Consider the following 16368-nt stretch of genomic DNA (forward strand, 5'->3'; position numbering starts at 1 on the left):
TGCAATATATTCTGGGGATTCTTTTTTCTTTTCTGCCATAAGTCACAATATTAATAATTTGTTGCTTACAGACAGTGTTTATTTTACATCCTCATTATTTTAACTTAACACCCTTATTATTATCCATTTCCACTTTAGATTCTTTTGTACCAGTAACTTTAAAGTTTTCAAAACTCCAGTCTTTTGCATATGATATTTTACCTGCATTTTCGCCGGTAAAGCTTACATCTTTAAAACGGAATTGATCAATTGTACTTTCTTCTAATCCTGTAACTTTTATACATGTTTTAGCATTAATTGCTTCCACATTTTCAAAATGAATATTCTTAAATTTAGGTAGTCCATCTTTTGGATCTACTTTTTCCAGAAGCTTTTTCCAATGAACGGGTAATTCCTCATAAACATAACCATCGGGCAATAATGAGTTGCTATATGTTGGATGCCAATTTAGGTTTACTACAAAAGGATCTCTGACTCCATCCATTTTAACATTATAGATGTAGATATTTTCAATGGTTCCACCTCGTTGTGATGTACTTTTAAAACGTAATCCATATTTGGTTCCTAAACCTTGCATATTATAGATTAATACATTTTTAATTCCTCCCGATGTTTCACTACCGCAAGTAAACAGACCATCTCCATGTCCAGCAACACAATCTCGAATAACAATATACTGACACGGCTTATTGACTCTTAAACCATCTGCATCGCGGCCAGCTTTTAAGCAAAAATTATCATCGTTACAATTGATATAACAATTTTGTACCAAAATTCTTTCAGAAGAATCAATATCAATACCATCAGTACTTGGTCCGCGAGCCTCAATATTATTATTAATTGTCATTCCTTCAACTGTAATATATTCTGAGTAAAGAATATGTACCGACCAAAATCCAGGACGATAAAGTACAAAATCCTGTAAAGTAACATCCTTTGAATTTTCAATAATAATTCCTCGCGGACGTTTGCAGTCATAATCAACTACCCAACGTAAACCTTTTGGATCATACTCCTTACGCATAGCCCGGTATTTATCCCAAAAAACTTTACCATCACCATCAACAACTCCCTCTCCTGTTATGGCCACATTCTGTTGGTCGATAATATTTATTAATGCAGCTGGCCACTCCATTTCAATTCCAGCTACTCTACCAGGAATTTCAGGATAATCCTTAATATCCTGACTACCTATTATTCTAACCCCTTTGGGAATATCCAGAATCACATTTGATTTTAAAAAGATTGATCCCGTTAAATAAATCCCTGTATTAAACCGAACTACACCACCGCCATTTTTCGCACACTGATCAATTGCATCCTGAATGAATTCTGTACACATGGTGATTCCGTCTCCAACTGCACCAAAATCTGAAGGATTATAGTCCAGACCTCTTGATGAAGGCATAGTACGTGCACCAACATCTTTAATCCACGTACAAGAAGTAAGATCAGGTTCAAAGCTTTTCTTCTGGGCAAAACTCGTTACAAAAACAAAGCTCCACAAAGCCAATAAAAAAAATATATTTCTGTTATTCATTTTTAATATCATTAATTCATTTACAATACCGTTTCAAGATGAAATTGCATAAACAATCATTATTCAATTTCTATCTTATCCTTTGGAAAACTATCTTCATATCCTGTCACATCTGATAGATCGCTGCCAATAATTTGTAATGCTGTTTTTACATTATTTGGATAAGAAATATTTGATAGTTTTATATTTTCTGCATTTTTTATGGTTATAACAGGTTCTTCTTCCGAAGTAAGTTTTACATTTTCTATTGTGATATTTTTTGATTCACAAAACTCTGCTCCTAACCTGGAAGTCATATTAATGTTCTCCAGATAAATTCCGTCGATTTTCATCTCCGGCAAACCATTAAAATACATTGACCTCCGTGAATTGCTCGATATTATGTCCTTAAAATGGATATTGCGAAAGCACGGTGTTTCTTCCGTTACAGGTAAAAGTTCCCTCTCCTTTGTCTTTTTATCACCCATAAGCAATTCTTCAGATACCGAACGTCCTCCATAATATAAATTGAAAGTTACTGCATCAGTTACAATGCCTTCCATAGTTACATTTGACACATAGATATTTTCAACCACGCCCCCTCGGCCTCTTTTACTTTTAAAACGTAGTCCTACATCTGTTCCTAAAAAGGCACAATGACTAACCTTAATATTTTTTACACCTCCAGACATTTCACTTCCAACAACAAATCCTCCATGTCCTTTGTAAACAATGCAATTATCAACAATTACATTTTTTGTAGGCCTACCTCTTTTTCGTCCATCCTCATCTTTTCCTGATTTAATACAAATACCATCATCACCAACATCAAACTGACTGTTGATAACCAACGCATTTTCACATGATTCAAGATCTAAACCATCACCATTTTGAGCAAAATTTGGATTGCGCACTTTAATATTATCAATAATAATATTTTTACACATTAAAGGATGTATATTCCAACTTGGTGAGTTTGAAAATCCAACTCCTTGCAGCAATACGTTTTCACATTCAATAAGACTAATCATTACTGGTCGAAGAAAATCTTTTACAGACTGCCAATCCTCTTCTGTTTTAAGATTCCGAGGCACATTCATATCACTAATAGTATCGCCTTTAAGTGCTTTGGGTGATGGAAACCAATAATCATCTCTTTTGAAAACACCACCTCGAGCAAGGAATTTTTTCCACTGACTTTCTGTTACTTTCTGTCTTTTAACCGGACGCCAAAAATCTCCTGACCCATCAATATAACCTTCTCCTGTAATGGCAATATTCTTTAAATTTCTTCCTGAAATTGGTGATTGACAACGACGAGTATCCAAACCTTCAAATATGGTTTCTACCAATGGATAATCATCATAATCCCGTGTAAACAATATTAAAGCACCTTTTTCAAGATGTAAATTCAGATGACTTGTTAATACAATTGGCCCGGTAAGCCAAACTCCCTGAGGAATAATTAATGTTCCACCACCTTTACTTTCCAAAGCTTTAATGGCTTTTGCAAAAGCCCCTGTATTTTTAAACTCCCCATTACCTTTGCCTCCAAACTCAGTTATATCAACTGTATATTCTGGTATTGTCGGTTCATTAACTTTCTCCATTTTAAAAGGAAGATCTTTGTATAAATAGGCGTATTTATAATCTTCGTTTTGAGAAGTATTGCAACTTATTACTAGTCCAAGTAACAAACTAAGACCAATATTCTTCAATAAGTTCTTCATAATAATCTAATTCTATTAAGCTATTTATAACTGGCTTCTATTTCTCTAACTCCAAACATCCCATAATAAAAGGACCTGTTGCTTTGGCATCATTATCCCGGATACGTTCATTCACATAATACTCAAAACTACCATCTCTATAAGGATTACCTCCTAATCCCGCAACGGCACAACATTTTGTCAAGGTCAATGTTCCATCTTCGTTTTCTACTATCAGATGATCCATTAATCCCTTGTATGCATCTAATGCCACTTTTTTATACTTTTTATCTATATATCCTTTGTTTACTGCTTTTGCATAACCATACATATACATTGAAGAAGCTGAAGCTTCAAGATAATTACCATCTCGATCACCCAGATCAATTACCTGGTACCATAAACCAGTTTTATCCTGATATTTAAGTAATCCTTCTGCAACTTGATTAATCATTTTTACTAAAGCAGGTCTTTGAGGATGTTCTTCAGGAACATAATCCATTACATCAACCAAGGCCATAAACCACCATCCAATACTTCTCCCCCAAAAATTTGGAGATTGTCCGGTTTCCTTATTAGCCCATTTTTGTTTTTTGCTTTCATCCCAAGCATGGTAGAATAAACCAGATTCCTCATCATACGTATGTTTTGCACAAACAATAAATTGATTGATAGCATCATCTAGCATTTCAGGATGATTAAAAGTTACCGCATATTCTGCATAAAAAGGAGCTCCCATATATAATCCATCTAACCAGACCTGGTGCTGATATATGAGTTTGTGCCAAAATGCGCCTTCATGAGTTCGTGGATGATGTTTTAACTGATCAATTAAACGATCCATTGCCAGCTTATATTTCTCATCACCAGTTTCTTTATAAACATCAAATAAAACCTTACCAGGATTGATGTAATCAATATTATAAGTCTCAACTTTATATTTATGTATTTCTCCTTGATCATTGATAATAGTATCTGCCCAATCAATAACATAATCCAAATACTTTTTATCGTTGGTCTGTTTCCAGACCTTTAGCATTGCTAAACAACCTAACCCCTGGGAATATCCAAAATACAACCTTTTCCCATGATCCAGTTGCCATGCTTCAGGAAAGCGTTTCATTTCTGAATCAGCAAATTTAACTGCTGTAGACTGAGCTTTTAATAAAGGTATGGCTAATAATAATATGCTAACAAAAAGTAATAGTCTCATCTTAATATCCTTTCTTTTATTAATGTTTAATATCTGACCTAAAAGGTGATGCCGGGAAACCAGCCCCATTAAATAAATTCACATTACAATACTTATCCCATCCATACCTTACATATTTAATTTGATGGACTTGATTGGAGGTTAACACCACTTTATTTCCTTTAATAGAAGCATAAGCCGGATAAAATTTTCCATCTTCTGCAGCAACAGTAAATCCTCTTATCGTCTTATCCGGACAATATAACCCTCCATGCGTATAAGCAAAAGAAAGTATAACATTACTGTCATTAACTTTCATCGACTTAAATAATGGTCCTGAATAAGTCACTTTTTTACCATAATCATTAGATAAAGCCCAGGCGGCTAGTCTTTCTCCCGGAACCTGTTTATTTCGGGGATGAATATTTGTAGAATCGCCAACATCAGTTATCACAACCATTCCTGTATGATCTAAAGTTTTCCATGTGTTAAACTGTGCTTCACGAATTTCTGGAGGTTGCTTATAATGTGGGGCTATTTGAACAAAGTAAAAAGGCAAATCCGGTTGCTCAAACTCTGTACGCCAACTCTCTATCATTTTAGTAAACACATGCTGATAATCCTGATGACGAACTGAATTAGATTCGCCCTGATACCAGATCACACCTTTAATTGAATAATCAACAATTGGGTTAATCATTGCATTCCATAAAGTTGAAAGTGCCTTTTTGTGATTAATCCCTTTAGGTTTTGAAGGTTTCTTAAATTGTTTTAGTTCTTCTTTCGATAAGCCTTCAACCTGCTTATCATATTCTTGTTTGAGAACGTTGTATTTTATTAAATCAGCATCATAGTTGTCTTTAGATGCATAAAACTCAGCAAGCAGTTCTTTATAAACAGAGTCATTATTCATCACATCTCTTTTAGTCCATGACTCTGCATGCGTTCCGCCATAAGCTGATTCAATAAGCCCCACCGGTGTATTTAATTCCTGAAAAAGTTTTCTTCCAAAATAATAACCTACTCCAGAAAATGTTTCAATTGTTTCAGGAGTACAAACTTCCCAATGCCCCTGGCAATCATATAATTCTTCTTCGGGCGACATGTTTTTTTCAACCTTAAATAGATGAATGTCGGGATAATTTGCTTTTTGTATTTCTTCTTCATAGTTGATTACTCCATTGTAATGTCGGGTCATATAACCAACTCCAAACTCCATATTTGATTGACCCGAACATAACCAGACTTCGCCAATCAGCACATTTTTAATTTCAATCTTATTTTCTCCTTCAAAAACAATAGTCTGATTTTTTAAAGCTTTAGGAGTTTTGATTTTTACAATCCACTTCCCATTATTATTAGCTGAAGTTTGATATGATTTTCCCCAACTTGTTTTGATGGAAACAGACTCATTAACACTTGCTTTACCCCAAAGTTTAACTTCCATGTTTTGTTGCAAAACCATATTATCGGAAATAATAGAAGGTAAAGAAATCTCTGCACAGATATATTGTGCAAAAAACAATAGTATAAATATATACGGTAAATAATATTTCATTTTACTTCATTAAGGTTAAACTCATTAAACCTACAACTACATCATTAGCTACACTTTCAACACAAATTGACTGGAGTTCTTTGGTCGAATTTAAAGGCATATCAATAATAATTCCTGCCCCGCCGTCAATCTCTCTGCCATAAACTTCTTCAGGATCAATGCCTAAATCTTTACCTAAATCCAGACTTATGGTGCCTGATTTAAAAGCTACCCGATAAGGAGCTGGTCTATCCAATTTAAAGGCATAATGATCTGTGTATAAATCTTGCTCTATAGGTACCCAATTTTCGGGATTAACCAGATTTAAAGAGTCTGTAGATCCATCCTCATAGGTAACAATCACTCTACCATTAGGAATATGACATTGCATATGATTCGTACTTCCTGCCATTAATAAATAAGCATGTTGTGCTTTACCATATAATGGAATTTCTACTTTATCAGGAAAATTATCCCATAACGTAGTATATGCTATATTAGACTTAGTTGTATCTCCTGTTGTTTTAAAAGGAATATTAAATGGTGTATTTAAAACTTCATTTTTCACACTCGCTCTTAATCCTGAATCATCAATATTTGCAGTATGAAGAGGATGACACCACTCACCAATGCCTTGCGTTGGAATTTGTAATGTAGTATATGGTGACCTTGGGAATAAATACTCTTGCTTAAAGATATCTGAAACAGATGCATTAAAATAAGAATCCAGAGACACCATTTCATATTCTGCATTTTGATTAAGAATATTCCAATTTGTTACACTTGGTTCAACTTTAAAAGTTTCATCAGCATTATGAATTTGAATTAAATTAGTTCCAAAAACAGATTTATTTTGAGGAACTTCAATCCAAACACTTGTTTCTGCTGCTGCTAATTTCAATGACTTGGAATAGTTATCGTTTACAACTACTTTTCCTACAAAAGGAATATTTTGATTATTCTGAATTTTAAATTTCAGTTGTTCTGTTTCCTGAGAATCAATTACGGTAAATGGCTGATTTATTTTAATATTTATTGCTTCCCACCATTTCATCTGGTCTTGTTTTAACTGAACAAACAATGTATGAAAGCCTGTTTCTCCATTTATTACACCCGATAATTTATTATTTGTTAATGACTGTTTTTTCAGAAGATTTTGTGGATCATAAATCTTTATAATGGAATTAGGAGAATTTAATTCCCATGTATTACCTCTTACTCCTGAATTTAGATACTCAGAAGCCTTCAGCGGGTTTCCTCCCCAAATAATTTGAATATCCGCAGCATTTGCTTTGCTACAAATAATTTGAATTAGAGGACTTCCTACATTTTCAATTAAATTCCATTTATGCGATTTCCCATTGACAAGAACATCTTTTATTTCGGACTTCTCTGCTTTAATTCTTAAATCAATATCAATATTTTCTTTTAATCGATTTTCGATTTTATAAACACTTGTTTTATCATCTTTTGAAAATTGATACAATATATCTGATGTTTCCAATTTGGCATGGTCCCATTCTGAAGGAAACCCAGGCTGTATTACCAATTTATCATTCAATAAATCTGGTATTATGCCATATAATCCCTGAATAATAACACGGGAATACATGCCTACCGGATCACCAAAATCACGATAGCACTCGCCTCTGGCTTTATCGTAATAACTAATCTGACCAATATTACCCGGACTGCTACCCAAATACATTCCATCAAGGACAGAACTTTTAAATAACTTATAAGCCTCGTCATAGCGACCTGCTTGCCAATAAGCCAAAGCTGTATGTGCCACTTCGGCAAACGCAACATTATTAATGGACCATGAATAAGGAAACCAATGTGTAGTTGAAATCGTTTCGTAACAGTCATCCTCTAATCCTTTAGCTTTTACGGGAATATGAGGAATTTGTGTATCTACATAATGAGTTGCCTGATAAGCCTGAAAAATATCTGCAATATCCGAATCTATTGAATGATAAATCGTCCATATACCAGCATCAGGATGGACATTTCCTGGTCCCATAAAATCAATATACTCTGCCCAATGCCCCTTATCCGACAACCACAATTTTGAATTAATAGCTTTTAATATCTTATCGGCCTGCTGTGCATAAGGTTCAGCATCCACCCCTATTTTAGTTGCTATTAATGCGGCCAATTTATTTGCCCTGTAATTATATGCAGAAGCATGAGTTACGGCTCCGCTATTGTAATACAAAGCGTCGCTGGCCCAAATACTTGCATAGGCATCATATAAACCATCATCATTAGGATCGTAATTTCGTTTTTCCCACTGAAGATGACGCTCAATAACAGGCCATACTTTTTTAGCATAATCCCAATCGCCGGTCCAGTTTAAATGCCACAACAGTTCATCGATATAACATTGATTCATATCGTAATGGTGCATTTTCGTATTTTGGTTTGGGTTGCGACAAATGTATCCATTACTGTACATCTGAGTTCCCCATATTTTTGCAGCCCTGGCAAAATGACGGGAAGTATCCTGTGCGGGGTGAGGAATAACCGGCTCCACTTCTGTAACCTGAGATGCAGCATAATTATCAAAATGCGTTCTGGCACGATCATGCCAACCAACACAATCTCCGGTATAAGCTGCACGCCAACCATTAAGCGGCATACGCCAACCAATAGCTCCATGAACCCAACAATCATCCCAAATAGCATCTGCTGCCGTACTTAACACTCCTCCCAACGGATTCATATACGCATCAGGAGTTTCGATTTTAACGGTATTGGCAATCTCACTTCTTCTTACCTCAGCTTCATTAAATACTTTTGTCAACTCATTTACCTGAAATTGATTTTCGCCTTTTAATTGGATAGCTACATAAGTATCTTTATCATTTTTCAATGTTACTCTAACTGCTAAAACAGGTTTTTCATCAACAACTTTTGAATTCCATACAGCAATAGGGGAATTCAAATTTAATGGTGAGCTTAATTTTAGTTCAGAACCTTTCGGAAAAACACCTTCTAAACTTCGCGGATTTTTAGTTGTTTGTCCATAATCCAAAACAAAAGTATTTTTATTGATATGGTAAACATTTCCCAGACAGGCATCCTCATGCAAATCAAAGCAATCAGGCTTATCGACTCCTAAATCTCCATTACGAGAAAAACGTTTATTACTGGCACCTCCATACATACAGAATAGTTCGGTGCCTTTAGGTAAATTCTTAGATGCAATTTGCATTACAGCTCCATCTGCATCACTCATTGCAAGAACTTTGATGTTAATTACACCATCTTGGATGAATGGATCTTTTATTTCGTAAACTCTTGTTCCTGGATAATAAGTTGATTTAATACTCTTGGCATCATTGAGCCATAAACTTTTATCATTTAGAATTAAACCCAATTGCAAATTTCCGCCCATATTTGGCATAAAGAAACCAAACTCCGGCATATCACCAGTTTCTAATCGAAAAGCAGTATTTGTTCCATACAAAGCCCGGGTAAATCTACTGTCACCATTCTCTATTATAAAACCTCCATTATGAGGTTTGTAACGCAACACTCTAATATTTTTATCATTTGCGGGTGCCTTTAGTTGAGCAAAAGCACCTACAACACACATCAATAATAAACCTGATATTAAAAATCTCATTATTTATTCTTAAAATTAAGCAAGATGTAAATCACCCCTTTACCGTTGTATCTTTTTCCTTGAATCCTTTTATTAAGGCATTGGTTTTAAATCTTCCCACATTACGTCCCATGTTCCGTCGTTAGGAAATCCCGGAGTGTCCACAGTATTTCCATCCCATCCGGCACACATCATAGCCACTGCTGTTAACAGACCACCATTTCCTGGTAAGTAAACTCTTAAGCGACTATCCTGATAATTATGTCCGTTTACCAAATAAGTATTGGTTCTTTTATCCATTAGTAATGCGCCAACAGCTTTATCAGGCTCTCCCAAACGAGCAGCACACATGGCTGTCATTGGATAATCCCATCCCCAGGTTTTACCCCAGTTCCAATTATCCCATATCCAATGCAAAGTATTTTTCATATAATCAGGACGAACCAATTTACATTGTGGCAGAATACCCATTGCTCCCAAAACAGCCGGATGATCAGACGTAAATCGAATATCTTTATAAGTATCCACAGCATCTTCCGCGGCAAGATATAATCCATCTTTTGAGGCCAATGGCGACAATTTATCTATCAACTCATCCCATTGCACATTTCGTTCTTTCCCTGCACGTTCTCTCCACTTTTGAGCCACTTCCATAGCATAATGCCAGTATGATAATTCAAAAGGTGGATTAACGGTTTCTGAAGCTCTTAAGGTTTCCTGAGCAGGAATTAACCCTTTTAGCACATAACGGATTTCCATCTCATCATAAGTAGCAAATGAAGCCATAAATTTTGCAGTTTCTTCAACCAACTTACCATATTTCTCGATGACTTCCTCTGATGGATGATCGCGATAAACCAACTCAGCCATATAAATAAAGTGAGGCTGTTGCCAAATTAAGAAAGAACCTGTTGATGAAGGCGCCTCTAGACCTGAAGGATCAGTCATTTTCATCCATCTTACACCATCAAATCCCTGACGCTTAGCTATAGATTTTGCCACCGGATAAGCCTTTGAATACCAATCTAAACTACGCTCTAATAAATCGATATGATTCCATAATGCAAAATGTACTGCATGCCACCAATGCATTTCAAGGTGAAATTTACCAAACCAACTGTTATAAGTTAATCCGGTTTCCTGTGGAGGTGTACTTCCTGCACATTGTATAGCCATTAAATACTGTGATAAAACAATTCTACGCTCCAATTCTGCAGCTCTTTCATCAGTACATTTTGAAAAATCAATAGCTCCACCTTCTTTCCAGAATGATTGCCAATAATTCGATGCATTTTGTATTACATCAGCCATCATTGATTTATTGTTGATTGGCATATCTTTAGAAAACTCACAAGTAAATTCAAACTGATCTGATTCCGGATCTAAAATAAAATAATGTGCAGCCTTTTCTTTTACTGAGGCTTTACCTGTCCATTGAAGTTTTACAAAATATATATCGTTATCCAATGTTCTTTTCAGAATGCAATAATCTTCACCGTTTTCTACAATCTCAGTTTTATGCTTTTCTGGAGAATTCCAATCCGTGGCATAATCTGCATGCTTACCTGTTGCATAAGGAAATCGAAGATTTATATTTAATTGATCTTTGGCGATAAGAGGAGATGAAATTTCAGCTTTAATCTCGTCAATTTTTGGATCACATGCTGTTTTTACAGATACAGAATCTCCTTCAATTGTATATTTAGTTTCAATGATACCATCCCAAAGCCTTAGTTTCTGATTGATTCCGGAAATATCACTTTGATCAACCAATTGACCATCTGCTGCTGTTAGTTCTAAACCAACATATCCTAAATGTAAACGATGTGGATTGCTTCTGTACCAATTCGCAGCATCATGATTTCTGTTTTCACCTTTAAACTGAACTGCATAAACTTCATCCTTACCCCTAAAGTCATATGTTTTTAAAGTTTCTTCAAACTTATAATTATTTGGATTAGTAAAACTATGCCATCCCCATTGCGACTGTGTTCCCAATGGCACTCCATTTTTATACGCTTCGGGAAAAGTCTGCAAACCAGTTGCATCAATAGTCATAGCAAAGTTTCCATTACCAACAGATAATGAACTTAATGAATCAAACTGAGTTACAATTGGACTATTTCTATTAACAACTTCAAATCGGTTGATTTTTTCTGGTACTTTAGTTTTACATGCGAATAATGCAGCGCATAATATCGCCAGAGCAGTGAGATTTTTTATCATAACATTTTGGTTTATCATCAAATATTCTATTTCTGTTCTTCATTTATTTTAAATACAAAACCCGTTGATGTTTCATATTTTCCACCTTGCATGGCATTAAACAAATATGCAGGCTTGCCATCTTTTAATAGGACTTGAGGTCTTTCAAATCTACCATATCTTTTCAGGTGTTTAGGTGCAGGAGGTTCTTCTAAATAAGCTTCAGCCTCGAACCATGCAATTTCAGGTTCAGACCAGGATATTCCATCTTTTGATGTAAAGATTAATCCAACATCATGATTAAAATATCCCATATCTCTCATCAACATTTTAAACTCCCCATTTTCGATGAATACATTGGCATCTTCAACTTGCTTATTATCCCCATGTAAGGAAAAATCAATAATTGGATTTTCTTTATACTTTTTAAATTTGCTATCTATATTTTTTGCGATTGCTAAACCATATTTTCTATTTCCTCTAATGAATCCTTTCTCTGATTTATAATTACCTGTATTCCATGATTTATAATACAAATAACATTCTCCAGAAGATGGAAAAACAACTGCTGGATTGGTTGTACAACAGTCATCCCAATTTCCTTCTTTTCCTGCTTCCAAAATGGGTTTATCTGATCGAATCCATGGACCATTTAACGATGTTGCAGTAGCCAGCCCTATACGTTTTGTAAAAACTGTTTTATCTGAATTACCCATATAAAACAGGTAATATTTACCATCTCTATATTTAATATGTGGATTATGACAGGTAGTGGCATCAAAATAACCATCTCTTGGTGCAATTACCGTTTCTACATATTGATAAGGACCTTCCGGTTGATCAGCTACAGCATGAGCTACTTCGCTCTGATGTATCCAACCTCCCATTCCGTATTTTTTAGGCCAGCGAGAATAAAAGACATGAACTTTACCATCCTTGTCAAATATGGGTGCACAACCCCATACATAGTATTCTGAAGTTTCTAATATTCTGCCTTTAGCTTCAAGCCGTTTACTAAAATTTGAAATTTTTTCTTTCGGATAGTGGTTGGTTACGACTGTATCAGTGCAGGATTTTAAAATAGTTTTATTGGGTTCCTTATCTGTTATAATTGAATTTAAATATACTTCTACATTTGTGTAATATTTACTTAGTGAAAATACACTTCCATCAAGATTTGAATTGGCATTTAAGCCATGTTCTTTTTCCCATTCATCAGGCATTCCATCTTTATCGGTATCTTCTGGTGCTTTACCTTTTTTTAATAATGGCCAACCTCCTACTTCTTCCTGTGAATCTATAATTCCTTTATTTCCTCCACCAAATATTTCTCCTCCTGAAACTTTTCCAGAAGCCACGTCTTTAATAATGCGAGCATCGTAGCTATCTCTATTTAAACTACATCCAGCAAATTTTAATACTTTTGCATAAGCTTCTTCCGGCTTATCTTGTTTTATTTTAATGAGCTCAAATGGAGAATCCATTTTTATAACAGGGTCTTTAGTTCCCACTCCTAACCAATTATTCCTACTTACAGAATCATTCCAAATCATTACATTATCTGAAATAAATAAGGATGTTGAACCATCTTCAGCAGGTTCGTAGAATGTAGAATTTATATTTTCAGATGTGGCTGGACCTGGTTTATAATAATTAGCCACAAAGTTTATTTTGCCTCCACGACCACCGCCATATGCAGCTTTATATCCCCAATTAAAAACTACATTATTTGTAAAATCAACTGGGCCATAACCATCTGAGGCAAACCTTGGATTACGACTACTGTGATGAGCTAATAAGTTATGGTGAAAAGAAGCATTGGAGCCACCCCATATTCCACCGAAACCATGCGCCCCCTTTGAATGTGATGATTTTGAAAGACTCTGTGTAATCATGCACCATTGCACCGTGATATTTTTTGATCGATAAACAGATAGGCACTCATCTACTGACCATGATACTGAACAGTGATCGATGATTAATTGCTCTATATCACGTCCACCCATCGCATCATCTTCAATTTTATTAATGTCTCCCAAGCGAGCACGTATATATCGAATAATTACATTATTTGCCTTAATATATAATGGATATCCTTTAATACAAATGCCATCTCCAGGCGCAGATTGACCGGCAATGGTAATACTATCATTATCTATAACTAACTTTGAGTTTAATTCAATGGTTCCGTCTACTGAGAATACCACAATTCGGGCACCCTGCTGCATTAATGCATCTCGTAAACTTCCTGGGCCTGAATCATTGAGATTATTTACATAAATAACCCTTCCTCCTCTTCCTCCACTAGTATATTTTCCACAACCTTCAGCTGCAGGAAATGATGGAGATTGACCAAGTAAATGGCTATTTATTAATAATAAAAATATGGGTAGGAATAAACGCATTATTGAAATAATATTGAATTTTTATGGAACTTGAGTAAGTATGATTTCTGCTTTGTGGTTACATTTTCTAAATTAACTATCTCTTCCAAATTTACTTTTCATGCCAATTATACAAATGTCTACACGTTCAAATTAATACAATTTTGTACATACAATATAATTCATCCACATGTAAAACACTAAATTAAAAGGCTTTAAAAATTATTGTCAGGAATGAATTTCAAACAAAAGATAATTTTATTAATCCTTTATTGGACAATAAATTTCCCACAGCATTTAGCTGTGGGAGTAATAATAATCACTTCTTATGCTAACAATTAATATCTATATTGTATGAATAAATAAAAACCATAATTACATTTAGTAAAGTGGATGTTGTTGACCTTCTAATCCTGGATTTACATCGATCATTTTCTGATTTAAAGGCAACAACTCTACCTTCTCTTTTTCTAAACCACGGAATAAAGATTCAATCCAAACCTGATCTGGTGTATATGCTTTTCCATTGGAAAGATCATCTGCACTAAACATATCTAAAACAACATATCCCTGAGCCTCTAAATCTGCTATTTCAGTTTCTGATAACTCAGTTTTGTAACTTATATAATCTACAGCAACAAGAGCGTCTTCAAAATCGGTTGCAGCAACTGGTAAATAAGCTCTATATAAATCAACATTTGTATAATTACCTGTATGATTAGCTATATCAATAACCTTTTGTTTTGCACCTGTTAATGTTTCATAATGAATACCCCAACGTATCAAATCTGTTCTTCTTAATGTTTCAAAACCAAGTTCCAGTTTACGTTCTTTTATTATGGCATCTTTAAAATTTGAATATGCTGTTGGAATAGTTCCTACTTTAGCCTCATCATTATTAAAAGCTCTCATTCTCACCTCTTTTAAAGCTTCTACAGCTTCATTACTAGGCGCACCATTTATTTCATTTTCAGCCTCAGCATACATTAAAAGCACATCTGAATAACGTAAAACAGGCCAGTTAATATCGCGTTTATTAACCTTTACTCCTAGTTCAGATGTCCAGTCAACTCTGAATTTACCAATAGTTAAACCTGAGAAAGTACTTAACTTTCGTATATTATCTGAACTGATATCATAATTACAAATCGTAACATCTCTACGTACATCACCTTCCTCAAAATCAAAATAGTATGATGGAATAGCCTGCATTGCTGGTTTTGCTTTTTGATACATACAATTTGGATGTGCATAAATTCCATTGGTATAACCAATACTGTAATCATTTACATTGGCTCCATACTGACCTAATTCTAAAATCGATTCATCATTATATCTGCCATTCATCAAATCTCTAAATACATCTTCATAATTTTCAACTAAATGATTCTGTCCATGCTGAATAATTTGATAGCAAGCATTTGATGCAATTTGATATAATTCTGCAATTCTATTTTGATCTTCTCTTTGTGCCAACCTGACAGAAGCTGGATCGTATGTATTCAAATCAAAACGCAAAGAATAACCTGCTGCATAAAGAGCGGTACGAGCTAAGATTCCATAAGCAGCATTTTTTGTAAATCGCTCAGGAGTTGTATAAACACCTTCATCTAACCAAGGTAATAATTCGGTTGCTGCTTGTAAATCTTTAATGATACCATCATAAATAGTATCTCGGGGTACTCTTGATGAAGTAAAAGTATCCATATCTTCAACCGGTTTTGTTGGATATGGAACATCACCAAAAAATCTAACAATATTAAGATAGTTCATCCCTCTTACTGCGTAAGACTCACCTAAAAGATAATCAATCTTTTGCTGATCCGCTTCACTACTACCAGTTTTCATTGCTGTTAACTTTTTTATACACACATTTGCATACTCAATTCCTGCATACAATGCATTATATGTTGAAGTTGGAATATTTGATGTAGTGTAAACATAATTTGCCATCTGATTTTTAGAGTTTGTATCTCCTTCGGTTGACATACATTCATCAGTTCCCATTCCTAACTGATAATACAACTCTCTGTTAAATGTATTTGTATAGCATGCCATCACAGCCATTTCTGCCCTGCCTACAGATTCAAAAACGGAACTACTATCATATTTTGATTCCGACGGCATATCTAACCAGTCTTCGCATGAGCTAAATAATAAACTTAGCAGCGCTAAACCTAATATATATACTTTATTCATCTTCATTTCTATA

8 protein-coding genes are annotated in these 16368 nt (G+C 34.7%); all 8 read right to left on the reverse strand.

Features of this window, described 5'->3' with window-relative positions; genetic code table 11:
• Positions 1-94 precede the first annotated feature (94 nt).
• Positions 95-1540 carry a glycoside hydrolase family 28 protein gene (locus OM075_RS08880; protein WP_301190144.1) on the reverse strand — a complete coding sequence of 482 codons (1446 nt, stop codon included), beginning with the start codon at positions 1538-1540 and terminating at the stop codon, positions 95-97.
• Positions 1541-1599: 59 nt separating this feature from the next.
• Positions 1600-3249, reverse strand: coding sequence for a glycoside hydrolase family 28 protein (locus OM075_RS08885; RefSeq protein ID WP_301190145.1), 1650 nt, complete (start codon positions 3247-3249; stop codon positions 1600-1602).
• A 37-nt stretch (positions 3250-3286) separates the two neighbouring features.
• On the reverse strand, positions 3287-4441 hold the full coding sequence (locus OM075_RS08890; protein WP_301190146.1) for a glycoside hydrolase family 88/105 protein: 1155 nt from the start codon (positions 4439-4441) through the stop codon (positions 3287-3289).
• Positions 4442-4460: 19 nt separating this feature from the next.
• Positions 4461-5978: a sialate O-acetylesterase gene (locus OM075_RS08895; RefSeq protein ID WP_301190147.1), complete on the reverse strand. Its 1518-nt coding sequence runs from the start codon at positions 5976-5978 to the stop codon at positions 4461-4463.
• 1 nt (position 5979) lies between these two features.
• Positions 5980-9588 carry a DUF4450 domain-containing protein gene (locus OM075_RS08900; protein WP_301190148.1) on the reverse strand — a complete coding sequence of 1203 codons (3609 nt, stop codon included), beginning with the start codon at positions 9586-9588 and terminating at the stop codon, positions 5980-5982.
• A 72-nt stretch (positions 9589-9660) separates the two neighbouring features.
• Entirely contained in the window at positions 9661-11793 is a 2133-nt protein-coding gene (locus tag OM075_RS08905; protein ID WP_301190149.1) for a hypothetical protein, read from the reverse strand.
• A gap of 26 nt (positions 11794-11819) precedes the next feature.
• Positions 11820-14177: a family 43 glycosylhydrolase gene (locus OM075_RS08910; protein WP_301190150.1), complete on the reverse strand. Its 2358-nt coding sequence runs from the start codon at positions 14175-14177 to the stop codon at positions 11820-11822.
• A 360-nt stretch (positions 14178-14537) separates the two neighbouring features.
• On the reverse strand, positions 14538-16361 hold the full coding sequence (locus OM075_RS08915) for a RagB/SusD family nutrient uptake outer membrane protein (RefSeq protein WP_301190151.1): 1824 nt from the start codon (positions 16359-16361) through the stop codon (positions 14538-14540).
• Between the last annotated feature and the right edge of the window lie 7 nt (positions 16362-16368).

This window comes from Plebeiibacterium sediminum (assembly GCF_026013605.1).
GTDB classification, from domain to species: domain Bacteria; phylum Bacteroidota; class Bacteroidia; order Bacteroidales; family Marinilabiliaceae; genus Saccharicrinis; species Saccharicrinis sediminus.